Origin of the sequence: Actinoplanes sp. NPDC051343, assembly GCF_044455125.1 — a bacterium.
Lineage (GTDB): Bacteria > Actinomycetota > Actinomycetes > Mycobacteriales > Micromonosporaceae > Actinoplanes.
The window spans coordinates 63,709-88,247 of the sequence record NZ_JBITEL010000010.1 but is presented as its reverse complement, the minus strand read 5'-3'; the positions used below and the strand labels follow the sequence as shown (position 1 = coordinate 88,247).

The window sequence follows — 24,539 nt, the reverse complement described above, 5'->3', positions numbered from 1 at the left end:
ACCGATTTGCAACCAGGGTGAGGGACCGCCCAGCGGTCAGGAGGCGGCGTCCGCCATGCTCGCGTAGACCGACTCGACGCCCAGCTTGATGTCGACGCCCCGCTGCCGCAGGAACGGGATCGGGTCGGTCGGCTGGCCCTTCACGTGGATCTCGAGGTGCAGGTGCGGCCCGTACGAAGCGCCGGTGTTGCCGACCTCACCGATCGCGTCGCCGGCCTTGACCTGCTGGCCGGCCTTGACGAAGAGGCGGCGGGCGTGGGCGTAGATGACCTCGGTGCCGTCGGTGTTGCGAATCGTGATGCTGTAGCCGTAGCCGCCGTTGTAGCCCGACTGCGTCACCGTGCCGGCGTGCACCGACTTGAAGACGGTGCCCTGCGGGTCGGCCAGGTCGATGCCGGCGTGGAGAACGCCCCACCGCACCCCGTATGGGGAGGTGAAGGTGAACTCCTCCATCGGGAGCATCCAGACGTCGGCCGCCGTCTCGTTGGTGCTGAGCTTGGTCTTGTCGACGGAGGCGCTGCGGTCCTCGCTGCGGGACGCGGCGTGGTTGTCGGTCGAGCGGTCGGCGATCGCGTCCGAGGCGACGTGCGCGCTCTCGAGGTTTTTCAGGACCTCGGGGCTGACCGCCTTGTGGTCCGGGATCTGCGAGGCCGCGCCGAGGGCGACGACCCCCGCGCCGACGAAGGCCGAGGTGACGACGATGGCGTAGCGGCTGCGGGGAGGGGTGGGTACGCGACGCCGGCCGCGATAGCGATCGGGCTCAGACGACAAGCGCTGGCGCACGAACAACCCTCCGTCAGAAGCAATTCCGTGGCGGTTTCGGACCGTCGAAATTTCGGTGATCCGAGTTCCGTCCTGGCCGCCGGATCGGGTTTAACCGGTTGACGACCGGGAGCCACGGTAGCCAAACGGCTGCCGACCCACAAGTCACAGAGCCAATTCGCTGACAGTTCCCGGTCCGTATTGAGGGGAGAATGTCCGAATTCGTTACCTTTCCCGAACGACTTCGTTGGGCACTCTCCGTGATCATTGGGAAAGCATAAAGTCAGGTTACTCTGAATACAGTTTCGGTCACCTTACGTATTTTCACTTTCCCGGAGCCGCTTACCTCGGGGCGGTTCGCCGGGTTACCGTTCGTTAAGGTGGCAACGGTGCCCGGGAGTCGGAGGGTCAGCAGGATGCAAGCACGGATCAGGGTCGTCGTGGCGAAACCCGGCCTGGACGGGCACGACCGCGGGGCCAAGGTGGTGGCCCGCGCGCTGCGCGACGCGGGCATGGAGGTCGTGTACACCGGCCTGCATCAGACACCCGAGCAGATAGTCGAGACCGCTATTCAGGAGGACGCCGACGCGGTCGGCCTCTCCGTTCTCTCCGGCGCGCACATGACGTTGTTCCGGCGAGTGATCGAGTTGTTGGCGGAACGTGACGCAAGTGACATCGTCGTATTCGGTGGCGGCATCATTCCGGTCGATGACATCGCGGAATTGGAATCGCTCGGCGTCGCCAAGATTTTCACACCCGGGGCCACCACCGCGTCCATCATCGAATGGGTGCGCGCCAATGTGACTGAGTCAGTGGCCTGACCGGGGGAAACGGACAAGGGGAGAGGCCGGACGCACCCCTCACACGTCCGGCCTCTCTATGCACGATGCCCCGCCGCCACCCCTCGACCGACAGGGCATCGGCCGTCCCGTGCCGGTCCGCTCAGCGGTCCGACATCACTCTCAACGACGCCTTCCCGGGCGGGTTACGCGACTTCACCGGAGTTTTTCTCAGGCGGCCCCACCGGGCCGGAGTGTGCCCTCTTGCACACCGTGCACCCGCGGCTACGGGCCGCCCGATCTGGTCGCTAGTCTGCGACTAGGGCCGTCCCGTAAATCGGGAAGGCCGGACATTCTTCACGCCGGCGACGCCAGAAATGACCGCCGGGCACACAGGTCGGGACGCAACGGTGCGGCTTGCCGGCGCTTGGCGTCGCGAGCGAAAGGAGACACGTGGACCTGTTCGAGTATCAGGGGCGTGACCTGTTCGAACGGCACGGGCTGCCCGTGCTGGGCGGCGGCGTCGCGGAGACCCCGCAGGAGGCTCGGGCGATCGCCGAGCGCCTGGGTGGCAAGGTCGTCGTCAAGGCGCAGGTCAAGGTGGGCGGCCGGGGCAAGGCCGGCGGCGTCAAGCTGGCCGACGGGGCGGACGAGGCCGAGGCCCGCGCCACCGACATCCTGGGCATGGACATCAAGGGCCACACGGTCCACAAGGTGATGCTGGCCGAGACGGCCGACATCAAGGAGGAGTACTACTTCTCCTACCTGCTCGACCGCGCGAACCGCACCTTCCTGTGCATCGCCAGCGTCGCCGGCGGCATGGAGATCGAGACGGTCGCCGAGACCGACCCTGACCGGGTCGCCAAGATCGCCATCGATGCCAGCAAGGGCGTCGACGAGGCGAAGGCCCGTGAGATCGTCACCGCGGCCAAGTTCCCGGCCGACGTCGCCGACCACGTCGTCGACATCGCGGTGAAGCTGTGGGCCGCGTTCGTCGCCGAGGACGCCACGCTGGTCGAGGTCAACCCGCTGGCCAAGGTCGGCGACGGCCGGGTGCTGTGCCTGGACGCCAAGGTGACGCTGGACGAGAACGCGTCGTTCCGGCACCCCGACCACGAGGCGCTGGTCGACCAGTCCGCGGTCGACCCGCTGGAGCAGGCGGCCAAGGCCAAGAACCTCAACTACGTCAAGCTCGACGGCGAGGTCGGCATCATCGGCAACGGCGCCGGCCTGGTGATGTCCACCCTCGACGTGGTGGCGTACGCGGGTGAGCGGCACGGCGGCGTCAAGCCGGCCAACTTCCTCGACATCGGCGGCGGCGCGAGCGCCCAGGTGATGGCGAACGGTCTCGAGATCGTCCTCGGTGACCCGGCCGTCAAGTCGGTCTTCGTGAACGTCTTCGGTGGCATCACCGCCTGCGACGCCGTGGCCAACGGCATCATCCAGGCGCTGGCGCTGCTCTCCGAGCGTGGCGAGGACGTCTCCAAGCCGCTCGTGGTGCGCCTCGACGGCAACAACGCCGAGGAAGGCCGGGCCATCCTCGACGGCGCCAACAACCCGCTGGTCCAGCGGGTGGACACGATGGACGGAGCGGCCGAGCGCGCCGCCGAGCTCGCGGCTGCGGGGAAGTGACGTAATGGCTATCTGGCTCACCAAGGACTCGAAGGTCATCGTCCAGGGCATCACCGGCTCGGAGGGCTCCAAGCACACCCGCCGGATGCTCGCCGCGGGCACCAATGTGGTCGGCGGCGTCAACCCGCGCAAGGCCGGCACCACGGTGGACTTCGACGGCAACTCGCTCCCGGTCTTCGCGACCGTGGCCGAGGCGATGAAGGAGACCGCGGCCGACGTGTCGGTCATCTTCGTCCCGCCGGCGTTCACCAAGTCGGCGGTCGTCGAGGCGATCGAGGCCGAGATCCCGCTCGCCGTCGTGATCACCGAGGGCGTGCCGGTGCAGGACTCGGCCGCGTTCTGGGCGCTCAACGTCGCCCGCGGTCAGAAGACCCGGATCATCGGCCCGAACTGCCCGGGCATCGCCTCGCCGGGCTCGTCGAACGCGGGCATCATCCCGGCCGACATCACTCCGGCCGGCCGCATCGGCCTGGTCAGCAAGAGCGGCACGCTGACCTACCAGATGATGTACGAGCTGCGCGACATCGGCTTCTCCACCTGCGTCGGCATCGGCGGTGACCCGATCATCGGGACCACCCACATCGACGCGCTCAAGGCGTTCCAGGACGACCCGGAGACCGACGCGATCGTGATGATCGGCGAGATCGGCGGCGACGCCGAGGAGCGCGCGGCCGAGTTCATCAAGGAGAACGTCACCAAGCCGGTGGTCGGCTACATCGCCGGCTTCACCGCCCCGCCCGGCAAGACCATGGGTCACGCCGGCGCGATCATCTCGGGTTCGGCCGGCACCGCCGACGCCAAGAAGGTGGCCCTCGAAGCCGTCGGCGTCAAGGTCGGCAAGACCCCGAGCGAGACCGCGCGGCTCATGCGCGAGGTCATGAGCTGATTTTGGTACTGCATCGGCCGGCGCGCCGCCACGGGAGTCTGATCGACCCCGATGGCGGCGCGTCGTCGTATCCGGATCGCCCGAACGCCTCCGGCGTGCAAAAGTAGTCGCGATGCCGAGCCCACACGACCGATCCGACGACCCGGACGACGCGTTCGCGATCGCCGAGGCGGCGCAGGTTGCCGCCCGCGAGACCGTGCCTCTCGACCGGGCGCGGTCCGAGGGCGTCGACCGGCCGACCGAAGCGGTGCCGATCGAAGCCGACGAACCCACCGGCGCGATCCCGGCCGCGGAACTGCCGGACGCCTCCGACGGCCGTGCTTCCGAGGGCCGTGCTCCCGAGGGCCGTGCCGCTGACGGGCATGCCACGGTGCTGGTCGACGATCGGGTGCTGGGTGCTCGGGAGACGGTCAAGGTGCCGGAGCAACGCCGGCCGGCCGAACGGCGCCGCCGGGCCCCGCTGCCGCTCGCGGCCGCGTTCGCCACGATCTGGGCCGCCCTGCTGTCCTATCTGCCCGTTGCCGCGGTGATCGGCCTGGCCCGCACGATCGAGGGCCAGGGCGGGCTGGGCGGCGCCGCGCACGCCGGACTGGCCGGCTGGCTGCTCGGCCACGGGGTGCCGGTCGGCACCTCGATCGGTGCGCTCGGGCTGGCCCCGCTGCTGCTCACCACCCTGATCGTCTGGCGGCTCAACCGGGCCGGCCTGCACGTCACCCGGGCCATGGGCGCCCGGCACTCCGGCAAGATCGGTGACGCGCTGCTGGTCGGGTTCGCGATCGGCCTGTGCTATTCGCTGCTCGGCTCGCTCGCCGGGCTGGCCGTCGACGCGCCGCACACCGAGGTGTCGTCCGGCCACGCGGCGATCAACTTCTTCCTGCTCGGCGCCGCCGGGTCGCTGTTCGGCGCGCTGCGCGGCACCGACGCGCTGAGCGTGCTCGCCCGGCGGGCGCCGCAGGTGCTGCGGCACGGCGTCCGCACCGGCATGGTGGCCGCGCTTTTGCTGCTGGCGGCGGGTGCCGCGGTGGCCGGCCTGTCGATCGCGGTCGGCGGCGGACCGGCGGCCGACATGATCTCGGAGTTTCGCACCGGGGTGGCCGGGCAGGCCGGCATCACCCTGGTCAGCCTGGCCTACGGGGCGAACGGCGTGGTCTGGGCGGCGGCCTACCTGCTCGGGCCCGGCTTCGCGCTGGGCACCGGCTCGGTCGTACGTCTCACCGAGGTGACGGCCGGCCCGCTGCCCGCAGTTCCGCTGCTCTCCGGCCTGCCGAACGGCCCGATGGGCGCGGCCGGGATCGCGCTGCTGGCGATCCCGGTGGTGGTCGGTCTCACCGCCGGATGGCTGATGGTCCTGCGGGTGCTCAGCGACCGCAAAGATCAGCCGAAGCCGGCCGAGCTGCGGTGGCCGCTGGTGCTCGGCGGCGGCCTGCTGGCCGGCCCGGTGGCCGGGTTGCTGCTGGGCCTGATGAGCCTGTTCTCCGGCGGCTCGCTGGGCGACGGGCGGATGGCCACGGTCGGACCCGACCCGTGGCAGGTCGGCCTGGTGGCCACCGTGGTGGTCGCCGTCTCGGCGACGATCGGCGCGGCGGCCGGCCGCATCTTCGGGCCCAGCCCGAAAGGCTGAGCCCCACCCAAAGAGTCGGACCCGACCGGAAGGCCCGGGCCTCGCTCAGAGAGTCGGACTCGACCGGAAGGCCGGGGCCTCGCTCAGAGAGTCGGACCCGACCGGAAGGCTGGGGCCTCGCTCAGAGAAGGGGATCCAGCCCGAAGAGCCGGCCTCTCAGAGAGTCGGATCAGGTCCGAAGGCGGGGGCCGCTCAGAGAAAGGACCCAGCCCGACGAGCCGGGTCCTGCTCAGAGAATCGGGCCCGGCCGGCGGGGCTGGGGCTCACTACGAGAAGTGGTAGTAATTCGTGTGGCCGGTCGCCAACAGGATGATCCAGCTGATGATGCCCAGACCGGTCGCGGCGGCCCCGCAGATCAGGCCGGCCATTGCCTGGCTGCGGTTGGTCGCCAGGCCCTGGTTGGCCTTCTGCAGGCCGAGCCAGCTGACGATCGCGCCGGCGATGCCGACCGGGATGCCGAGCCCGCAGCAGCAGATCAGCGGGATCGCGGCGATACCCAGGATCATGCCGACCAGGCCCTGCGTGTTCTGGGGTGGCTGCGGGGCGCCCGGGTAGCCCCCGGTCGGCGGCCCGTAGTACGGGGGAGGCGTGGGCGGAGTGGACACAGGTACCTCGTTTCTCGTGCGACCGGTCGGGATAGGGTTCTCGGGTGACCGATCCCGCCCCCGCTCGCCTGGTCGTCCTGATCTCGGGATCGGGCAGCAATCTACAGGCTCTCATCAACGCCACCAGTGATTCCGCTTATGGGGCACGCGTGGTGGCGGTCGGGGCCGACCGGGACGGCATTGCCGGGCTCGACCATGCGGCGGCTGCCGACATACCCACTTTCGTGGATTCGGTCAAGGACTACGAGACCCGCGAGGCGTGGGACCGGGCGCTCACCGCGCACGTCGAGCAATACCAGCCCGACCTGGTCATCTCGGCGGGCTTCCTCAAGCTGGTCGGCGCGCACTTCCTGGCCGCGTTCGGCGATCGCTACATCAACACCCACAACGCGCTGCTGCCGGCCTTCCCCGGCATTCACGGCCCGCGCGACGCCCTCGCCTACGGCGTCAAGATCGCCGGCGCGACGCTCTTCTTCGTCGACGCGGGTGTCGACACCGGCCCGATCATCGCGCAGGTCAGCGTTCCCGTGCTCGACGACGACACGGAAGAGACGCTGACCGAGCGGATCAAGGTGGCCGAGCGCGCCCAGCTGGTCGAGCACGTCGGCCGGCTGGTGCGCGAGGGCTGGACCATCGAGAACAGGAAGGTACGCATTCCGTGAGTTCGTCTGACGAGGGCCGGCGCCCGATCAAGCGGGCGCTGCTGAGCGTTTACGACAAGACCGGCCTCGTCGAGCTGGCCCGGGCGCTCGCCGGCGCCGGTGCCGAGATCGTCTCCACCGGCTCGACCGCGTCCACGATCGAGGCGGCCGGTGTTCCGGTCACCAAGGTCGAGCAGCTCACCGGCTTCCCCGAGACGCTCGACGGCCGGGTCAAGACGCTGCACCCGCGGGTGCACGCGGGCCTGCTCGCCGACCTGCGGCTCGACGCGCACGCCGAGCAGCTGCGCGAGCTCGAGATCGAGCCGTTCGACCTGCTGGTGAGCAACCTCTACCCGTTCAGCCGGACCGTGGCGAGCGGCGCGACGGTCGACGAGTGTGTCGAGCAGATCGACATCGGCGGTCCGGCCATGGTTCGAGCCGCAGCCAAAAATCACGCGTCGGTTGCGGTTGTCACGGCCGTCGAGGCGTACGAAATCGTGCTGGAGGCCGTCAAGGCCGGCGGTTTCACGCTGGCGCAACGGAAGCTCCTGGCCGCCCGGGCCTTTGCCGACATCGCGGAGTACGACATCGCGGTGGCCAACTGGACCACGACGACCCTGGTCGGTGAGCAGGAGTGGCCCGAGTTCGCGGGCATCGCGCTGCGCCGCGAAAATACGCTGCGCTACGGGGAGAACCCGCATCAGCAGGCCGCGCTCTACCTCGACCCCAACGCGCCCGCCGGGCTGGCGCAGGCCGAGCAGCTGCACGGCAAGGAGATGTCCTACAACAACTACGTCGACGCCGACGCGGCGTGGCGCAGCGCCAACGACTTCACCGAGCCGTGCGTCGCGATCATCAAGCACGCCAACCCGTGCGGCATCGCGATCGGCGCCGACGTGGCCGAGGCGCACCGCAAGGCGCACGCGTGCGATCCGGTCTCCGCGTTCGGTGGCGTCATCGCGGTCAACCGCGAGGTGACGCTTGAGCTGGCCCAGCAGCTGGGTGAGATCTTCACCGAGGTGATCGTCGCGCCGTCCTTTGCGGACGAGGCGCTCGAGTTGCTGCGGGAGAAGAAAAACCTGCGCGTGCTGACCGCCCCGCCGTGGAACCCGGCTCCGGCCGAGTTCAAGCAGGTCGGCGGTGGTGTGCTGGTGCAGATGGCCGACCGCATCGACGCGCCGGGCGACGATCCGGCCGGGTGGACGCTGGCGACCGGCGAGCCGGGCCCGCCCGAGATGCTTCGCGATCTTGCCTTCGCGTGGCGGGCGATCCGCAGCGTGAAGAGCAACGCGATCCTGCTCGCCCACGACGGCGCCACGGTCGGCGTCGGCATGGGCCAGGTCAACCGGGTCGACTCGGCCAAGCTGGCGGTCGACCGGGCGGGCTCGTCACGAAGCAACGGCAGCGTCGCGGCTTCGGACGCGTTCTTCCCGTTCCCGGACGGGCTCGAGGTGCTGATCGCAGCCGGTGTCAAGGCGGTCGTGCAGCCCGGCGGGTCGATTCGCGACAATGCGGTCATCGAAGCGGCGGCGAAAGCCGGGATCACCGTCTACTTGACCGGGACGCGACACTTCTACCACTGACATGTCGGACTTAGTGCAAAACTCCACCTTCTCCGGCGACGACTGGGCGCTGGAGGAGGTGGGGCATGTCCGATACGAAGATTGTGCCTTTCACGACGTCGACTGGTCGGAGGCGCGGCTGACCGGCTGCGTGTTCAGCCACTGCACCTTCGGTGGGGTGCGGTTCAACGCGGCCGTCCTGACCAGCACCGCGATCCTGCACTCGACGTTCCGCAAGTGCTCGTTCTTCGACACCACGCTGGCCGACTGCAAGCTGACCGGCACCCAGTTTCTCGACTGCGGGCTGCGGCCGCTCACCGTGCAGGGCGGCGACTGGGCCTACGTGGCGCTCCGGGGGCAGAACCTGACCGGGGCGAAGCTGAAAGGGCTGCGACTGCGCGAGGCCGACCTGACCGGCGCCGACCTCACGCGGGCCGACCTGCGGGACGCCGACCTGGCCTACGCACGACTCAAGGAGACCCGGCTCGAGGGCGCCGACCTGCGCGGCGCCGACCTCGACGGAATAGCGCTGCGCGAGGTCGACCTGCGCGGCGCCCGCATCGACCTCGCTCAGGCAGGCGCCTTCGCGGTCGCCCACGGAGCGATAGTGTCGCCTTGACCACCCCGGGCAGACCGGCCGGTAACCCCGGGCTTACCGCTTGATACGGTCCGGAAAAACGGAAGTGGGAGAGCTAATGGGCAAGAAGGTAACCGTCGTCGGTGCCGGTTTCTACGGTTCGACGACCGCGCAGCGCCTGGCCGAGTACGACGTCTTCGAGACCGTCGTGCTCACCGACATCATCGACGGCAAGCCGGCCGGCCTCGCCCTCGACCTCAACCAGTCCCGGCCCATCGAGGGCTTCGAGACCAAGGTCGTCGGCGCCACCACCGGCCCCAACGGCGAGGGCTACGAGGCCATCGAGGGCTCCGACGTCGTCGTCGTCACCGCCGGCCTGCCCCGCAAGCCGGGCATGAGCCGCATGGACCTCCTCGAGGTCAACGCCAAGATCGTCCGCCAGGTGGCGGAGAACATCGCGAAGTACGCCCCCAACGCCGTCGTCATCGTCGTCTCCAACCCGGTCGATGAGATGACCGCGCTCGCCCAGCTCGCCACCCAGTTCCCCAAGAACCGGGTGTTCGGCCAGGCCGGCGTGCTCGACACCGCCCGCTTCACCAACTCGATCGCCGAGACCCTCGCGGTGCCGGTCAAGAGCGTCAAGGCGCTCACCCTCGGCTCGCACGGCGACACCATGGTCCCGGTCCCGTCCCGCTGCACGGTCGACGGCAAGCCGCTCTCCGAGCTGCTCCCGGCCGACAAGATCGAGGAGCTGGTGGTCCGCACCCGCAACGGTGGCGCCGAGGTGGTCGCCCTCCTCAAGACCGGCTCGGCCTACTACGCCCCGTCGGCCGCCGCGGCCCGCATGGCCAAGGCCGTGGTCCAGGACGCCGGCACGGTCATGCCGGTCTGCGCCTGGGTCGACGGCGAATACGGCATCTCCGGGGTCTACCTGGGTGTGGAGGCCGAGATCGGCGCCTCGGGCATCAAGCGGGTCGTCGAGGACAAGCTCACCGACACCGAGATCGCCGGCCTCAAGGAGGCCGCCGAGGCCGTCCGCGCCAAGCAGGCGGACGTCGCCGAGCTCTGAGTTTTCGACGAAGGTGCCGGGCCGCTGCGGTCCGGCACCTTTCTCGTACGCGGTGTCCAGCCGTCGTTGGGTGCCGCCGGAGTTTCGCCGTTCGACGCGGCCGCCACCTGCCGCGGGTTCATCCCGAAGCGCCGCGGGCCCACCCCCGCCAAGGGGTCGAGCACCCACCGCGCCCGCTCCTCGGGCTTCCGGTTCCACCAGGGCATGCCGTCCTCCGACTTCTTCGAACGACTACCGGAACTCGGTGCCCAGGTGGGAGACGGCCAGGGTCGTGCCTCGGGCGTGCACCTCGTCGAGGATCGTCCGGCGGGTTGTGCGGGCCAGTGCGGGGTCCATGTCGTTGGCGTAGGCCAGATCCGGGTCGATCAGCTGGACGGCGTGCACCAGCAGGTCGCCGGTGACCAGCAGGGTTTCCGAGCCCTGGTAGGCCCAGACCGACTGGTGACCGGGCGTGTGCCCGGGCGTCGGCACGATCCGCAGACCGGGGGCCAGCACCAGCCCACCCTCGATCTCCTGCAACCGGCCGTCCGCCCGTAGCGGCGCGATCAGGCGGTCGTGCTGGCCGGTGTCGGCCCGCCGAGCCGTGTACAGGTCGACGTCCGCCTGCTGCACGATGACCCGTGCGTTCGTGAACGGGGAGTCGGCCGGCACGGCCCAGCCCACGTGATCACCGTGCAGATGGGTCAGGACGATCGCGGTCACCTCGGACGGTTCGATGCCGGCCGCCGCCAGTTCGGCGGGCAGCCGGCCGGGCACCGGCGCGTAGCTCGCGGCGAGCGATTGCTCCGGCCCGATCCCGGCGTCGATCAGCGTCACCGGCCCGTCGCCCGCCCGGACCGCGAAGCTGCGGAACGACAGCCACCACTCGCCGTGGCCGGTCACCGCCGACGGGTCGAGCGCGTCGGCCGCCGCCCACTGCTCGGGTGACGCGTCGGGAAACGCCGCCGCCCGGCTCATGAAGGCGGGGCCGGCCGCGTCGAGCAGGGCGGTGACGGTGAACGGTCCGATCGTGCGCGTGAGCGGCATAACCCCTGAGTCTAAGAACGCACCCCCTATGCAGTACGCTCGTACTGCTAAAGCGTGTGTTTCGGAGAGGAGCGCCGGCCGATGGCGAAAATCAAGGTCGAGAACCCGGTCGTGGAGCTCGACGGCGACGAGATGACCCGGATCATCTGGAAGCAGATCCGCGAGCAGCTGATCCTGCCCTACCTCGACGTCAACCTCGAGTACTACGACCTCGGCATTCAGTACCGTGACGAGACCGACGACCAGGTCACGGTCGACGCGGCCAACGCCATCAAGCGGCACGGTGTCGGCGTCAAGTGCGCCACCATCACCCCCGACGAGGCCCGGGTGCAGGAGTTCGGCCTCAAGAAGATGTGGCGCTCGCCGAACGGCACGATCCGCAACATCCTCGGCGGCGTCGTCTTCCGCGAGCCGATCATCATGTCGAACGTGCCGCGGCTCGTCCCCGGCTGGACCAAGCCGATCATCATCGGCCGGCACGCGCACGGTGACCAGTACAAGGCGACCGACTTCGTGGCGCCGAGCGCCGGCAAGTTCACGATGACGTTCACGCCCGACGACGGCTCGCAGCCGATCGAGTTCCACGTCGCCGACTTCCCGGCCGGCGGGGTCGGCATGGGCATGTACAACTACGACGAGTCGATCCGCGACTTCGCGCGCGCCTCGTTCCGGTACGGCCTGGCCCGCAACTACCCGGTCTACCTCTCCACCAAGAACACGATCCTCAAGGCGTACGACGGCCGGTTCAAGGACCTGTTCGCCGAGATCTTCGAGTCCGAGTTCGCCGACCAGTTCAAGGACGCCGGTCTGACCTACGAGCACCGGCTGATCGACGACATGGTCGCGGCCGCGCTCAAGTGGGAAGGCGGCTACGTCTGGGCCTGCAAGAACTACGACGGCGACGTCCAGTCCGACACCGTCGCGCAGGGCTTCGGCTCGCTCGGCCTGATGACCAGCGTGCTGATGACCCCGGACGGCAAGACCGTCGAGGCCGAGGCCGCGCACGGCACGGTCACCCGGCACTACCGGCAGTGGCAGAAGGGCGAGAAGACCTCGACCAACCCGATCGCCTCGATCTTCGCCTGGAGCGGCGGCCTCAAGCACCGCGGCCTGCTCGACAGCACCCCCGAGGTGACTGCGTTCGCCGAGACCCTCGAGAAGGTCTGCATCGAGACCGTCGAGGGCGGCCAGATGACGAAGGACCTCGCGCTCCTGATCTCCCGCGACGCCCCGTGGCTGTCGACCGACGAGTTCATGAACGCCCTGGACGAAAACCTGGCCCGCAAGCTCGCCTGACGTTTTTCCACACGTGTAAAGGCCGCCTGATGGCGGCCTTTACACGTTTCCGGGTGGCGCGAAAGGTGGGATCTTCGGCGTTGCGGCCGGGAGGCGTACGCGGTGAGGATCGGTTCATGCCACCCCACCACGTGCTGATCGTCCTGTTCGACGGCGTGCAGAGCCTCGACGTGACCGGTCCGCTCGAGGTGTTCACGGGCGCGAGCCGGCTTGATCCGGGCCGCTATCGGATTTCCACCGGGAGCATCGGGGGCGCTTCCGCGCGTACGTCAAGCGGCCTGAAAATTACCCCGGACCTGGCGCTGACCCACCCGCCGGACACCCTGATCGTGCCCGGCGGAGCCGGCACCCGGCCGGCGCCGCCGGAGCTGGTCGCCTGGCTGCGCGAGAACGGGGAGAAGCCGCAGCGTCTCATGTCGGTCTGCTCGGGTGCGTTCCTGCTCGCCGAGGCCGGCCTGCTCGACGGCCGGCGCGCCACCACGCACTGGCAGCACTGCGATGCGCTGGCCCGACGCTTCCCCGAGGTCGCCGTCGAGCGCGAGCCGATTTTCGTGCGGGACGGCCGGGTCTCCACCTCGGCCGGAGTCACCGCCGGCATCGACCTGGCGCTGGCCCTGGTCGAGGACGACGTGGGGCGCGACGCGGCCCTGACGATCGCCCGGCACCTGGTTATGTTCCTGCGGCGACCGGGCGGGCAGAGCCAGTTCAGCGCCCAGCTGTCCGGCCAGCTGGCCGCACGCACCGCGTTGCGCGACGTGCAGCGGCTGATCGCCGACCACCCGAACACCGACCTGTCGGTGGCGGTGCTGGCCGCCCGCGCCAACCTTTCGCCGAGGCACTTCACGCGGGCTTTCGCGGCGGAGACCGGCGTGCCGCCGGGTCGCTATGTGGATCGGGTACGCCTGGAGACCGCTCGCCGCCTGCTCGAGGACACCGGGGACGGGGTCGCCGAGGTGGCCCGAGCCAGCGGCTATGGCACCACTGAGGCGATGCGGAGGGCCTTCGTGCAGGCGCTCGGTGTGGCCCCGTCGGAATACCGCCGTCGTTTCTAGGAGGCTGTTCATGCAGATCGCCGTCGTGCTCTACGACCGGGTGACCGCGCTCGACGCGATCGGCCCGTACGAGATCCTCAGCCGCCTGCCGGGCGCCTCGCTCTCGTTCGTCGCGGTGGAGGCCGGGCCGGTCCGCACCGACACCGGCCGTCTCTCGCTGGTCGCCGACGCGTCGCTGGACGAGGTGCCCGCCCCCGATCTGGTCCTGGTGCCGGGCTCGCCGGCCGCGCCGACCGGCGAGGGCCCTATCCGCCAGTGGCTGCGGGCGGTTGACGCCGGCACGACCTGGACCACCTCGGTGTGCACGGGTTCGCTGGTGCTGGCCGCGGCCGGCCTGCTGACCGGCCGACGGGCGACCACCCACTGGCTGGCGCATGACCGGCTGGCGTCCTTCGGCGCGCTTCCGGTGGCCGAACGCGTCGTGGTCGACGGCAGGTACGCCACCGGCGCTGGTGTTTCGGCCGGCATCGACCTGGCCCTCGACCTGGCCGCCCGCATCGCCGGCCGGGACGTGGCCCAGAGTCTGCAGCTGGCCATCGAGTACGACCCGGACCCGCCCTTCGACGCCGGCTCGCCGCGGACCGCGCCGCCGTCGATCGTCGACAACCTCCGGAGAAACCGGCATCTGATGCTTGATGCATGAAGCTATGTGCCGAAACGCATGTTTATTACCGTAACCGCCGGTTACACCCGTCGTTTCTCATGCAGAACGGATGACGGGCACGACAGTGAGGGGTCGCCCGCCGGATCGGCTGCCTTGTCCCGGGCGCCATCCGGTACCTCTCACGGTCGGGTCCGGCCAGTGGGCGCCGACGCGCCCGCCGTCCCTTCCCTGCGGGGGGCCTTGTCCCGGGCCCCCCGCCCCTCTGCCAACGCGTCGGGTTTAATCGGGTGTGTCAGTAAAAAGGCTCCTGGCCGCCCAGTCAGCAGTGATCGTGCTGGTCTCGGTCAACCGGCTGAGCCCGTTCACCAAGGAATTCGCCGCCGCCAACCAGTTTCTGCGCTGGGTCGAAGTGCTCAACCTGCTGCTGTCGCTGGCCGGCGTGGTGCTGACCTTCCGGCTGTTACGTGCGGTGCGCCCAGCCGCGAACCGGTGGCTGGACCTGACCTTCGCGGTCGGGGTCTGGCTCTACGCGGCAGGCTACGGCGACCACGAGACCACCAACTACCTGCACGAACGCTTCTGCCCGACGACCGCGAGCGACCTGTGCCGGATCGTCGCCTACCACGACGACACGTTCTCGCACCTGCTGTTCTTCGCCGGCTTCATCGTGCTGGCGGTCGTGGTGATGGCGGCCCAGGCGAGCGCACCCGACCCGAGGCCGCTGACCACGTCCGACCACTTCTCGGTGGTGTTGAACGGCCTGCTCGTGGCGGCCGGCATAGTCGCCAACCTGGCGTTCGAGCCGATCGGCCTCGACCTGTACGTGGTCGCGATCGTGGCCGTCGTCGCGGTCGTGCTGCTGCTGCGCCACCCCGGCCAGCTGGTCCTGCGCTACTACGGCCTCGCCTTCGTAACCGGCCTCCTCGCAACGGCGGCGATCAGGGCCTCCTAGCGGGGCCGTGACGGTCGAGGCTGCCGATACTTTGCCGGCGGCCAGGTTCAGCACGGCGTAGGGGCTCGAGTCGCCGGCCCGCACGTAATCGTGGCTCGCGCGTTGCGGGGTGCCGGGCAGCATCTGGGATTTCTCGTCCAGGCACAACACCACGGCGCGTTCCGATGGATCCACGTAGCGGCCGACGGCCTCGGCGTCTTTCGGAGTGACGTCGGCAGGGCCGGCCGGGGCTCATCCAGCAGCCCTCGAGCCGGTCGAGCGCGAAGCGACCACGGGAACGCCCGGTTTCCGCAGCGATCCGCCCGTTCGGGGGTCAGGCGTCGCGGAGCATTTCGGCGGCCTTCTCGGGCACGATGTCGTTGACGAAGGAGCCCATTGCCGACTCGGAGCCGGCCAGGTATTTCAGCTTGTCGGCGGCTCGGCGGATGCTGAACAGCTGCAGGTGCAGGTAGCCCAGGTCGCGGCCCTCGCCGACCACCGCCTGGTGCCAGGCCGAAATGTAGGGCATGGGCTTGCCGAACAGCCGGTCGAAGCGGCCCAGCACGTCCAGGTAGAGCGGGCCGAAGGCGTCGCGCTCCTCATCGGACAGTTCCGGGATGTCGGCCACCTTGCGGTGCGGTGCCAGCTGCACTTCGAACGGCCACCGGGCGGCCGCCGGAACGTACGCTGTCCAGTGCTCGTTTTCGCCGATCACCCGGGTTTTGGCCGTGCGTTCGGCGGCCAGGACGTCGGCGTACAGGTCGCGGCCGGTCCGGGTGCGATAGCGCGCCGCCGCCGTCAGCATCGACCGGGTCCGCGGCGGGACGGTCGGGTAGGCGTAGATCTGGCCGTGCGGGTGGTGCAGGGTGACGCCGATTTCGACGCCGCGGTTTTCGAACGGGAAGACCTGGGCGACGCCGGTGAGGCGGGACATCGCGGTGGTGCGGTCGGCGAGCACGTCGATGACTGTGCGGACGCGTGCCGGCGTGAGGGCGCCGAACGAGCTGTTGTGGTCGCTCGTGAAGCAGACGACCTCGGCCCGCCCGATGCCCGGCCGCACCGGCACCAGTTCGGTCAGTGAGGTGATCTCGTCGGGGGCGATGCGGTCGCTGAACGACGGGAACTGGTTTTCGAAGACCACCACGTCGTAGGAGGGCGCCGGGATCTCGCTGGCGAACGACGACGTCGAGGGGCAGAGCGGGCATGCGTCGGACGGCGGCAGGAACGTGCGGGTCTGCCGGTGCGCGGCCACCGCCACCCACTCGTCGACCAGCGGGTCGTAGCGCAGCTGGGACGTGTGCGGGGGCGGCGGCAGGTGCCGGGTGTCGGGGAAGCCGGCGCGGTTCGAAGAGGAATCTTCGTTGAAATAGATCAGCTCCCGGCCGTCCGAGAGGCGGATGGCCTGGCGCGAGGCGAACGTCACTGCCCGCTCACCACCACGAGCTCGGGCACGGTTTCCTCCAGCAGGGCGCGGGCCTGTTCGTCGAGCCCGTCGTCGGTGATCAGCACGTCGGCGCGTTCGAGCGCGACGATCGAGGAGATGCCGACCGTGCCCCACTTGGTGTGGTCGGCCATGACGACCAGGCGTTCGGCCGCCTCGACGAGTGCGCGGTTGACGTCGGCCTCCATCAGGTTGGGGGTGGTGTAGCCGGCGCGCTCGCTCATGCCGTGCACGCCGAGGAAGAGCATGTCGAGGTGGAGCGTGCCGATCGCGGCGACCGCCACCGGGCCGACCAGTGCGTCCGACGGGGTGCGGGTGCCGCCGGTCAGGACCACGGTCTGGTCGGGGCGGCCGGCGCGGTAGAAGATGTCGGCGACCGGGATCGAGTTGGTCACCACGGTCAGCGCGGGCACGTCGACCAGCCGCTGGGCGAGGCCTGCGGTGGTGGTGCCGGCCGAGAGGGCGATCGCGTCGCCGGGGGAGACCAGGGCGGCTGCCCGCATGGCCATCGCGGCTTTCTCCACGCGCTGGCGCACCGACTTGGCGGCGAAGCCGGGTTCGTGGGCCGAGCCCGGGCTGACCGTGGTCGCGCCGCCGTGCACCTTGGACAGCAGGCCGCGGTCGGCCAGCGATTCCAGGTCACGGCGGATGGTCATGTCGGAGACGCCGTATTCGGAGGCCAGCTCGCTGACCCGGACGCCGCCGGCGGCCCGGACCCGGTCAAGAATCGCTGCTTGGCGCTGTTGTGCAAGCATCAGCGTCGCGCCCCTAAAGCAGCCACATTTTCGAACACACCCGAACACTACCTTGCGATCGGGGATGCGCGAAAGAGTGAGGGTCAGATACCGCGACCGCGCTTGTGTAATGCCGACAACACGTTCTCGACCTTGACCGCGCCGGTCATCGCGGCGAGGGCGATCGCGGTCCGCGGCTCCCTCCAGTTCGCTCGCACCGCTTCCTTGCTGAACTGCCAGGCCTGGCTCCGATTGCCGGTCGCCGCCGACCAGCACGCCAGCTGCCCATAGACGCGGGCCGCTCCCGGCCGGCATCCGCTGATCTCCGGGTGCCGCTGCATCATCCACCTCAGCGAGGAGATCTTGGTGGCGTACTCGTAGGCGTAGTGCGACGAGCGGCCCCACAGCACCCGCACGAGCGGCTCGTCGAGATGCACGATCGGCGCACGGCGGGCGGCCCGCAGCAGCAGGTCCCAGTCCTCGTTCTGGCTGCCCGGCGCGTCCTCGGCGACCAGGCCGACGGCGTCCGGCGCGAGCGCCGACCGTCGGATCAGGAACGACGACGAATGCAGCATCGACATCCGGGACCGGGCGAGCTGGTCGATGGTCACCCGGCTACCGCCGGCCAGCCTTGCGGTCGTACGCCCCTCGAAGTCGACCTCGATCGCGCACGTGGCGAACTCGGAGTCCGGTTCGGCGAGCAGTGCCGCGACCTGCCGGCGCAGCTTGTCCGGCTTCCACTGGTCGTCGTCGTCGCAGAACGCCACGAATTCGGTGTCCAGGGCCAGGATGCCGGTGTTGCGGGCGCCGGCCAGCCCCGAGGTCCGCCAGTTGGTCAGTACCAGCACCGGCACCGAGCCGGCCTCGGACGACGACGAGGCGAGCAGGTAGTCGGGCTCGGTCTGGTCGTAGACCACCAGGATCTTGAGCTCGCCCGGGTAGCGCTGGTCGCGGACCGCCGCGATCGCCTTGCGGACCAGTTCGGGCCGGTTCCGGGTCGGGATCACGACGCCGACTGAGGGCCAGTTCATCACGCCTCCTGCGGGGCCGAGAGAGACAGGGGATAGCCGTAGGCGTGCAGCATCGGCCCGCAGACGGCGCCGACCAGCCGGCGCTGGACGCTGGGCATGGCCCGCACCCAGGCGTCGTCGCGGCGCAACGTCACGCGGCCGACGGTGAAGCGCATCGGGTTGCCGGCCGCGCTGTGCCCGACGCCGAGATCGGCGTAGTCCGGCCGGACGAAGGAGAGGTCGTCCTGGGCGAGCCGGAGCCCGGCGAAGTCGGCCAGCTTGATCAGTTCGGTGCGCGGGTCGGTCAGGAATTCCTCGTAGCGGATCCGGCGCACCGCGACGCCGCGGCGGGCGAGCAGGCCGAACGCGGCGTTGTGGGCGTTCCAGAGCATCGCCGAGCGGCCGGGGGAGTAGCGGGTCATCTCGTCGGTGCCATCGGTTTCCGGCCGGGAGACCCGCTTGGTCCACGAGTACGCCACCCCGCGCGCGTCCCGCACGACGTGCACCACCCGCAGGTCGATGTCGGCCGCCCAGCGCAGCACGTGGGCGAGCGCCGAGTGCTTGGACGAGTCGACCACCACCGGCGAGCCGGAGACCTCGGCCGCCGCGGTGTAGACCCGCCCGTAGTAGCTCGCGTATTCGCGGACGTCGTCGGCGACCTCCCCGGCGCCGGCCAGCCGCGGGATGTGCCGGGTTCGTTCGACGGTTTCGCGGAGCGTGTGCACCCGGTCGACGTCGACGTTGGCCCAGCCGTTGAACGCGCGCTCGCCGACCTGTTTCCAGAACGTGCAGGCCGAGAACCGGGCGCCGCAGCCGCAGCGCTCGTCGTCGCGGATGTCGCGCTGCCAGAGGTGGACCACTTCGCCGAGGGCGCACACGCCCGGGAGTTCGCCGAGCAGACGTTCGACGAGCGTCGTACCGCTACGTCCCAATCCACCCAGAAATAACACGCGTGCCACTTTGGTCCGCCTTCGCTCGTTTCAGCTCATATAACGAGCGAATGGTCCCGAAGGAGGCGTTGGGTGGGCATCGAGGCTTTCGACCGCGTACACCTGGACGGCACCGGCATCGACCGGATCACCGAGGCCGAGGTGGTGGCGATCGTGCGGGATGCGCTGATGCGCGGCCGCGGCGGGCGCATCGTCACCCCGAACATCGACATCCTGCGCCGGGCGCAGCGCGAACCCGAGGCGCGGCGCTTCCTCGAGGACGCCGATCTGGTGGTGGCCGACGGCATGCCGCTGATCTGGGCCAGCAAGCTCGGCGGGGCGCCGCTGCCCGAGCGGGTCGCCGGCAGCAGCCTGATCTGGTCGCTGTCCGGCGGTCTCGGCCGCGACCGGCGCTCGATCTACGTCATCGGCGGGGAGCCGGCGCGGGAGGGCGAGAGCGACGGCGCGACCCGGGCCGCCGATCGCCTGGCCGCGGCGTGCCCCGGGCTGCGGGTAGCGGGTGCCCTGTGTCCGCCGTACGGCTTCGAGCGCGACCGCAACGCGGTGGCCGACCTGTGCGCCAAGGTCTCCGGCGCCGAGCCGGATCTGGTATTCGTCGGTCTCGGCTTCCCCAAGCAGGAGCGGATCGTCGACCGGTTGCGGCCGGAACTGCCGAACGCGTGGTTCGTCGGGTGCGGGGCGGCGGTCAACTTCGTGGCCGGCGACGTCGACCGGGCGCCGCGCTGGATGCAGCGCACCGGCCTGGAATGGGCGCACCGGCTGGGCACCGAACCACGGCGGCTGGCCGGGCGCTATCTGCGGCACGACGCGCCCTATGCGTTGCGGCTGCTGGCCGGCGCCCCCGTGCAACGGGCCCGCACCAAATAGTCTCTGCCTCATGAAACTGCACCACGTTCAACTGCTGATCCCGCCGGGCGGCGAGGAGGTCGCCCGTGCCTTCTACGCCGGCGTGCTCGGCATGGCCGAGGTCGAGAAGCCGCCCGAGCTCAGGAAGCGGGGCGGCTGCTGGTTCCGCCGGGAAGATCTGGAGCTGCACCTCAGCCCGGTGGACGACTTCGCGCCCGCCACTCGCGCGCACCCAGGCGTACTCGTCAACGACCTTGATGTTCTGGCCGGCAAACTGGAAACCGCCGGCCGCCCGGTGCGCTGGGACACCAACTTTCCGGGCTTCCGGCGGTTCCACTCGGCCGATGACCACGGCAACCGCTTGGAGTTCATGGAGCCGGTCAGGGATTGAAGTACGGATCCTTGACCAGTCGGTGGAACGCCTTGAACGCCGGTTTGTCGCCGGCCAGCTGGAACTGTTTGTTCGGCGCGTTACCGTCCGGATCGGACTCGAAGTAGGCGACGGCCTTGATCTGCGGGTTGGCCTTGAAGGTCCGCTCGGCGTCGGACAGCCAGGCCGCCCGCCCGGCCGATCCCCACGACCTGGCCACCCCGAACTCGCCGATGATGATCGGCTTGGGGTGCTGGGCCGCCCACCGCAGGAACGGGCCCATCAGCTGCCCGATCGGCTGGAACTGGGTCGCCGCGTAGACGTCGACGCAGGTCCAGTCGACCTGGTCGTCGCCCGGATAGAACGGTGCCGCGTCGCCCCGCTGGAAGCCCTCGGCGGTCGGGCACCAGACCCAGCTGACGTTGTTCGCGCCCTGCCGGCGGAAGATGTCCCGCACGTACTTCCAGGCCGCGATGTAGTCCTCGCCCGACCACATCGTGGCGCGCAGGTTGGGCCGGTCCATCTCCCAGCGCATCCGCAGCAGCACCGGCACCTGCAGCGCCTTGACGGCGTCAGCCTGCCGGCGGATCAGATCGTCGTACTCGCCGTCCACGATGGACCGGTTGTCGCCGGTCGCCCAGCTGACCATCAGGGTCGCGCCCTGGGCCAGGAACTCCTTGTCCGACGACGTGCCGACCATCTGCTCGAACCGGCGGTACGTGTTGACGATCTTCAGCTTGCGGCCGAGGCTCGTCTCCATGTCGTCGACCGCCGCGAGGCGGCCCACGTGGGTGAGCTGCTCCGGCTTGATCCACGCGCCGACGTAGGCGCCCGTTCTCGGCGCTTTGAACGGTCCGGACTCGAATGGCCCTGGGTTGATCGCGATGCCGTTGGGCTTCGTCGACAGATCGGGCGGGGGCGCCGGCGCCGGCTTCTTCGGGCCGGAGCACCCGGCGATCAGCAGCAGAAGAGCGGCTAAGGCCGCGACAACTCTACGCACGGCGCGCCGCATAAAGGACGTTGACCGCGTACTGGTCGCTGCCGGGAAGACGACGAACCGCCGCATCGGCCACCCGGGCCAGCGGATTCTGGTGCAGACCCGGCGTGATCATCGAGAAGCCACGCCGCTCGACGATCTCGAACCCGTGCCGCGACATCAGCCGGTAGATCTGCTCGTGCGACAACTCGGCGAACCACCGCTCGCCGTCGTGCCGGCGCGCCCGCAGATGCCGCAGCGACCCCGCGTTGCCGTGGTTCTCCACCACCAGCAGACCCGCGTTGGGATCCGGCAGCGCCTTGGCCGCGAACGCCATCGCCCGGTCGCGCACCGCATCGTCCACATTGAGCAGCAGCCGGAACATCGTCACCAGCACCGGCTGACCGGCCTGCACCGGCTCCGGCACCGGACCCTCGATCGGCACCTTGTGCCAGACCGCGTGCGAGCCCACCTCGGCCGCCTTGGTCATCATCTCTTCCGAGGTGTCGTAGCCGTGCGCCTCACGCACCATGCCGTGAAGCGTGCGGATCGCCCGCCCGGTGCCGCAGGCGAAGTCGTGCTGCACCGGGGCCCGGGGACCGAACTCGCGTTTCACCAGCGCGCGCAGATAGTCGCGCTGCCGCTGATTGATCTGCCACGCGTAGCTGTCCGGTGCGTACGTGACGTTCTCGTACTTCTCGACCGCCGAGGCGTCCTGGAACACCTTGGTGTAGTCCATGGTCAACTGGTACTCCTCTTCCCGAAGGGTTTGAATGCGGCCAGTGCCAAGGGGCCGCGCAGCAGCCAGGTGCCGGCCAGGAAGGCCGGCACCGCGACCAGCACGGCCAGGGTGAGGCCGACCGTTCCGTCGCCCGCCAGGCCGGTGGCCAGCCGGGGGAGAAGGCCGAAGCAGCCGATCGAGAGCAGCGCCGCCGCGCGGGTGCCGGCACCGAACGGGTGCAGGCCGACCGCGCGGCCGACCTGGATCAGCGGCAGCAGGTTGTTGGCGACCATCGCGCAGGCCAGCCCGACGGCCGCGCCGAGCGCGCCCATCCGGGGCACCAGCAGACTGTCGAGCCCGATCGTGACGGCCAGCGCGACCAGCACGTTGACCAGGTTCCACGAGGTGCGGCCGGCCATCGCCAGCACCATGTCGACCATGCCGCAGCCGGTCGCGACGAGCATCGCACCGGCCAGCACGACGACGACCGGGACACCGGAGGTGTAGCCGTCGCCGAAGAGCTTGAGATAGACCGGCGCGAACAACATCACCAGCAGGTTGATCGGCCAGGTGACGAGCACGAGCCAGCCGGTCGCGGTCTGGTAGAGGTGGTTGGCCGCCGCGCGGTCGCCGGTCGCCAGCGCCTCGGCGAGCCGTGGTTGCACCGACTGCGAGATGCCCTGGTTGGCAAACTGGATCAGCACCACGAATCGGCCCGCCACGGCGTAGATCGCCGCCGGCACCAGGCCGCCGAGGGCGGCCACCAGCAGCACGTCGACCCGCTGCAACGCCAGCTGGGCCACGCTGGCCAGGGCGCGCGGCCCGGTGAAACGCCAGAAGGCGCGGCGCACCTCGCTCCGCTCGGCGCGGGTGGTGGTCACCCCGGCCGGTTTGCTCGCGCGATAGAGCTTGCGGACGGCGTACGCCGCGAGCACCGTCACCGGCAGATAGGGGGCCGCCCATGCGAACGCGAACAGGGGCAGCGACGCACTCGTCCACAGCGCCGCGACCCCCGCGAGGGCAACCAGCGCGACCTGCAGCCCGCTGCGGAGCACCCGGTCGAGCAGCACGGTCGGCCGCATCGCCCGATAGCCGCGGGTGGCCGTGAGCAGGGCGTCGGTGAGCGCCTGCAGCGGCACGAAAACGGCCAGCGCGCGGAGCCCGGCGGTGTGCGCGCCGATCACCCCGGCCGCCTGGTGGGCGGTGGTGCGGGCGATCGCCGGCGCGAGGAACCACAGGACGGCCGCGAGCAGCACCGACAGCACCAGTACGGGCAGCAGCCCGGCCCGCAGGCAGGCGCCGAGCAGGTGGTCCCGGCCGGTCGCCCGCAGCCGGGCCGGCCAGTAGACCAGGCCGGTCTGGGTGCCGAGCTTGGCCAGCCCGCCGGTCAGCACGAACGCGGCGGTGGCGGAGAAGAACGCGCCCGCCTGGTCGGTACCGAGAGACCTCGCCACCACCCAGGTGACGATGACGCCGGCGCCACCGGCGAGAGCGGATCCGGCCATGTTGGCCAGGCCTCCCCGCGCGACCTTCTTCGTCGCCTCCCGTTCGAGGACCGCGGTCATGCCGGCCGACGCCAGACCGGTGTGCGCCCGAGCCAGGACGCCAGGGCGTCGTCGTGGCGGTGGTAGTGGGCGGTCAGCTCGCGGCGCAGCGCCGGGTCCATGTCGGACTGCCGGGGGCGCGCGTTGTGCTGCTCGAAGGCCGGCCGCTCGAAGTAGGTCGGCAGGCCGAGGAAGTCGCAGATCTCGTCGTAGACCTCGGCCGGCTGGGCGAAGAACCGCTCGCTCTCCACCACGTGGATGCGCTCCCGGCCGACGTGCTGGGCCATCACGCTGAGGTAGCGGGCGTACTCGCCGCGGGCCCGGTAGGCGTGGTGCTGGTGGGCGAAGCTGTAGTAACGCGGGTCCTCGGCCAGCCGGTCTTCCTGGCGATGCAGCCGGGCCGGTTCGAGCGCCAGCGCCGCCCCGAAGTCGCGCTCGGTCTCGAAGCCGCGCGCCACCTCGTGGTGATGCTGGGAGTAGGCGCGCTCGACCGGGTCCCGCACCAGCGCGATCAGCTTGGTGTGCGGCAGATCGCGGGCGATCCGGGCCGCGGCCTGCGGGTGATACATGTAGTAGGGCGCCGACTCGAACGTCTGGGCCGGCGAGCCGTACCGCTCGGTCAGCCGGTCGGCGTGCCGCTGCAGCGGGAAATGTCCCTTGTACCAGGCCATCCCGCGGTTGTACGACACGTCGAAGTAGTGCACGCCCTTGTGCAGCACCGCTTTCAGGATCATCGGGTGGTCGGCCAGCGCGCGATAGAGCGAGGTCGTGCCGCAGCGCTGACCGCCGCAGATCAGGAAGGTGGGCGTCATCCGCTTCGGTGCGGTCAACCGGCCGTACGAGCGGGAGCCCAGGTGGACCACCCGCTTCACCGGCGCCGGAACCTTGCGTACGTCCACTGTGC

The 24,539-nt window shown here is 70.1% G+C and carries 25 protein-coding genes and 1 pseudogene; 14 read left to right on the top strand and 12 right to left on the bottom strand.

Going from position 1 to position 24,539, the window contains the following annotated elements; genetic code table 11:
- Positions 1-36: 36 nt before the first annotated feature.
- A complete protein-coding gene (locus ACIA5C_RS30510; protein ID WP_396060822.1) occupies positions 37-783 on the bottom strand; it encodes a M23 family metallopeptidase in 747 nt (248 codons plus the stop codon).
- A 395-nt stretch (positions 784-1,178) separates the two neighbouring features.
- Here ACIA5C_RS30510 and ACIA5C_RS30505 point away from each other — a divergent pair, with 395 nt between their 5' ends.
- The 4 genes from ACIA5C_RS30505 (at position 1,179) to ACIA5C_RS30490 (ending at position 5,680) form a co-directional block, all read left to right on the top strand.
- On the top strand, positions 1,179-1,583 hold the full coding sequence (locus tag ACIA5C_RS30505; RefSeq protein WP_396060820.1) for a cobalamin B12-binding domain-containing protein: 405 nt from the start codon (positions 1,179-1,181) through the stop codon (positions 1,581-1,583).
- 411 nt (positions 1,584-1,994) lie between these two features.
- Positions 1,995-3,173 (top strand): ADP-forming succinate--CoA ligase subunit beta, encoded by a 1,179-nt coding sequence (gene sucC / locus ACIA5C_RS30500; RefSeq protein ID WP_396060818.1) that lies wholly within the window; start codon positions 1,995-1,997, stop codon positions 3,171-3,173.
- Positions 3,174-3,177: 4 nt separating this feature from the next.
- Entirely contained in the window at positions 3,178-4,059 is an 882-nt protein-coding gene (gene sucD / locus ACIA5C_RS30495; RefSeq protein WP_396060815.1) for a succinate--CoA ligase subunit alpha, read from the top strand.
- A gap of 112 nt (positions 4,060-4,171) precedes the next feature.
- Entirely contained in the window at positions 4,172-5,680 is a 1,509-nt protein-coding gene (locus ACIA5C_RS30490; protein WP_396060813.1) for a DUF6350 family protein, read from the top strand.
- Between the two features lie 266 nt (positions 5,681-5,946).
- On the opposite strand, the gene ACIA5C_RS30485 is transcribed toward ACIA5C_RS30490, so the two are convergent.
- The gene (locus tag ACIA5C_RS30485; protein WP_396060810.1) at positions 5,947-6,285 is read right to left on the bottom strand and encodes a hypothetical protein; all 339 of its coding nucleotides are present in this window, start codon (positions 6,283-6,285) and stop codon (positions 5,947-5,949) included.
- Between the two features lie 44 nt (positions 6,286-6,329).
- On the opposite strand from ACIA5C_RS30485, the gene purN reads away from it, so the two are divergent.
- The 4 genes from purN to mdh all read left to right on the top strand — a co-directional run bounded on the left by purN (position 6,330) and on the right by mdh (position 10,134).
- Positions 6,330-6,947, top strand: a complete 618-nt coding sequence (purN, locus tag ACIA5C_RS30480; protein WP_396060808.1) for a phosphoribosylglycinamide formyltransferase — start codon at positions 6,330-6,332, stop codon at positions 6,945-6,947.
- On the top strand, positions 6,944-8,509 hold the full coding sequence (purH, locus tag ACIA5C_RS30475; protein ID WP_396060806.1) for a bifunctional phosphoribosylaminoimidazolecarboxamide formyltransferase/IMP cyclohydrolase: 1,566 nt from the start codon (positions 6,944-6,946) through the stop codon (positions 8,507-8,509). The genes purN and purH overlap by 4 nt, the downstream gene beginning before the upstream one ends.
- Position 8,510: 1 nt before the next feature.
- Positions 8,511-9,107 carry a pentapeptide repeat-containing protein gene (locus tag ACIA5C_RS30470; protein WP_396060804.1) on the top strand — a complete coding sequence of 199 codons (597 nt, stop codon included), beginning with the start codon at positions 8,511-8,513 and terminating at the stop codon, positions 9,105-9,107.
- 76 nt (positions 9,108-9,183) lie between these two features.
- Positions 9,184-10,134 carry a malate dehydrogenase gene (gene mdh / locus ACIA5C_RS30465; RefSeq protein ID WP_396060802.1) on the top strand — a complete coding sequence of 317 codons (951 nt, stop codon included), beginning with the start codon at positions 9,184-9,186 and terminating at the stop codon, positions 10,132-10,134.
- A gap of 231 nt (positions 10,135-10,365) precedes the next feature.
- Here the strand turns inward: mdh and ACIA5C_RS30460 are convergent, their stop codons facing one another.
- Entirely contained in the window at positions 10,366-11,160 is a 795-nt protein-coding gene (locus ACIA5C_RS30460; protein ID WP_396060800.1) for an MBL fold metallo-hydrolase, read from the bottom strand.
- An 81-nt stretch (positions 11,161-11,241) separates the two neighbouring features.
- Here ACIA5C_RS30460 and ACIA5C_RS30455 point away from each other — a divergent pair, with 81 nt between their 5' ends.
- The 4 genes from ACIA5C_RS30455 to ACIA5C_RS30440 all read left to right on the top strand — a co-directional run bounded on the left by ACIA5C_RS30455 (position 11,242) and on the right by ACIA5C_RS30440 (position 15,064).
- Positions 11,242-12,456, top strand: coding sequence for an NADP-dependent isocitrate dehydrogenase (locus ACIA5C_RS30455; RefSeq protein WP_396060797.1), 1,215 nt, complete (start codon positions 11,242-11,244; stop codon positions 12,454-12,456).
- Positions 12,457-12,572: 116 nt separating this feature from the next.
- Complete coding sequence (locus ACIA5C_RS30450; RefSeq protein WP_396060795.1) at positions 12,573-13,508, top strand: GlxA family transcriptional regulator; 936 nt, start codon at positions 12,573-12,575, stop codon at positions 13,506-13,508.
- A gap of 10 nt (positions 13,509-13,518) precedes the next feature.
- Positions 13,519-14,151 carry a DJ-1/PfpI family protein gene (locus ACIA5C_RS30445; RefSeq protein WP_396060793.1) on the top strand — a complete coding sequence of 211 codons (633 nt, stop codon included), beginning with the start codon at positions 13,519-13,521 and terminating at the stop codon, positions 14,149-14,151.
- Positions 14,152-14,401: 250 nt separating this feature from the next.
- Complete coding sequence (locus tag ACIA5C_RS30440; RefSeq protein WP_396060791.1) at positions 14,402-15,064, top strand: hypothetical protein; 663 nt, start codon at positions 14,402-14,404, stop codon at positions 15,062-15,064.
- Positions 15,065-15,082: 18 nt separating this feature from the next.
- On the opposite strand, the pseudogene ACIA5C_RS30435 reads toward ACIA5C_RS30440, so the two are convergent.
- The 5 genes and pseudogenes from ACIA5C_RS30435 to ACIA5C_RS30415 all read right to left on the bottom strand — a co-directional run.
- Positions 15,083-15,265, bottom strand: a pseudogene (locus tag ACIA5C_RS30435) (IS630 family transposase); the annotation flags it as partial.
- Positions 15,266-15,377: 112 nt separating this feature from the next.
- Positions 15,378-16,466 carry a galactose-1-phosphate uridylyltransferase gene (gene galT / locus ACIA5C_RS30430; protein WP_396060789.1) on the bottom strand — a complete coding sequence of 363 codons (1,089 nt, stop codon included), beginning with the start codon at positions 16,464-16,466 and terminating at the stop codon, positions 15,378-15,380.
- Positions 16,463-17,239 (bottom strand): DeoR/GlpR family DNA-binding transcription regulator, encoded by a 777-nt coding sequence (locus ACIA5C_RS30425; RefSeq protein WP_396060787.1) that lies wholly within the window; start codon positions 17,237-17,239, stop codon positions 16,463-16,465. The genes galT and ACIA5C_RS30425 overlap by 4 nt, the downstream gene beginning before the upstream one ends.
- An 83-nt stretch (positions 17,240-17,322) precedes the next feature.
- On the bottom strand, positions 17,323-18,249 hold the full coding sequence (locus tag ACIA5C_RS30420) for a glycosyltransferase family 2 protein (RefSeq protein WP_396060784.1): 927 nt from the start codon (positions 18,247-18,249) through the stop codon (positions 17,323-17,325).
- Positions 18,249-19,187: a sulfotransferase gene (locus tag ACIA5C_RS30415; RefSeq protein ID WP_396060782.1), complete on the bottom strand. Its 939-nt coding sequence runs from the start codon at positions 19,185-19,187 to the stop codon at positions 18,249-18,251. Before ACIA5C_RS30415 ends, ACIA5C_RS30420 begins: the two co-directional genes overlap by 1 nt.
- 63 nt (positions 19,188-19,250) lie before the next feature.
- Between ACIA5C_RS30415 and ACIA5C_RS30410 the strand changes: the two genes are divergently transcribed.
- Together ACIA5C_RS30410 and ACIA5C_RS30405 are read left to right on the top strand one after the other, a co-directional pair.
- Complete coding sequence (locus ACIA5C_RS30410; protein WP_396060779.1) at positions 19,251-20,045, top strand: WecB/TagA/CpsF family glycosyltransferase; 795 nt, start codon at positions 19,251-19,253, stop codon at positions 20,043-20,045.
- Positions 20,046-20,055: 10 nt separating this feature from the next.
- Positions 20,056-20,415: a glyoxalase gene (locus tag ACIA5C_RS30405; protein ID WP_396060778.1), complete on the top strand. Its 360-nt coding sequence runs from the start codon at positions 20,056-20,058 to the stop codon at positions 20,413-20,415.
- Here ACIA5C_RS30405 and ACIA5C_RS30400 read toward each other — a convergent pair.
- The 4 genes from ACIA5C_RS30400 to ACIA5C_RS30385 are packed head-to-tail and all read right to left on the bottom strand — an operon-like array spanning position 20,405 to position 24,534.
- Positions 20,405-21,394: a glycoside hydrolase family 26 protein gene (locus ACIA5C_RS30400; RefSeq protein WP_396060777.1), complete on the bottom strand. Its 990-nt coding sequence runs from the start codon at positions 21,392-21,394 to the stop codon at positions 20,405-20,407. The genes ACIA5C_RS30405 and ACIA5C_RS30400 overlap by 11 nt on opposite strands.
- Positions 21,387-22,109, bottom strand: coding sequence for a methyltransferase domain-containing protein (locus ACIA5C_RS30395; protein WP_396061568.1), 723 nt, complete (start codon positions 22,107-22,109; stop codon positions 21,387-21,389). Before ACIA5C_RS30395 ends, ACIA5C_RS30400 begins: the two co-directional genes overlap by 8 nt.
- A gap of 2 nt (positions 22,110-22,111) precedes the next feature.
- Positions 22,112-23,656 carry a lipopolysaccharide biosynthesis protein gene (locus ACIA5C_RS30390; RefSeq protein WP_396060774.1) on the bottom strand — a complete coding sequence of 515 codons (1,545 nt, stop codon included), beginning with the start codon at positions 23,654-23,656 and terminating at the stop codon, positions 22,112-22,114.
- On the bottom strand, positions 23,653-24,534 hold the full coding sequence (locus ACIA5C_RS30385) for a sulfotransferase domain-containing protein (protein ID WP_396060772.1): 882 nt from the start codon (positions 24,532-24,534) through the stop codon (positions 23,653-23,655). The genes ACIA5C_RS30390 and ACIA5C_RS30385 overlap by 4 nt, the downstream gene beginning before the upstream one ends.
- Positions 24,535-24,539 lie beyond the last annotated feature (5 nt).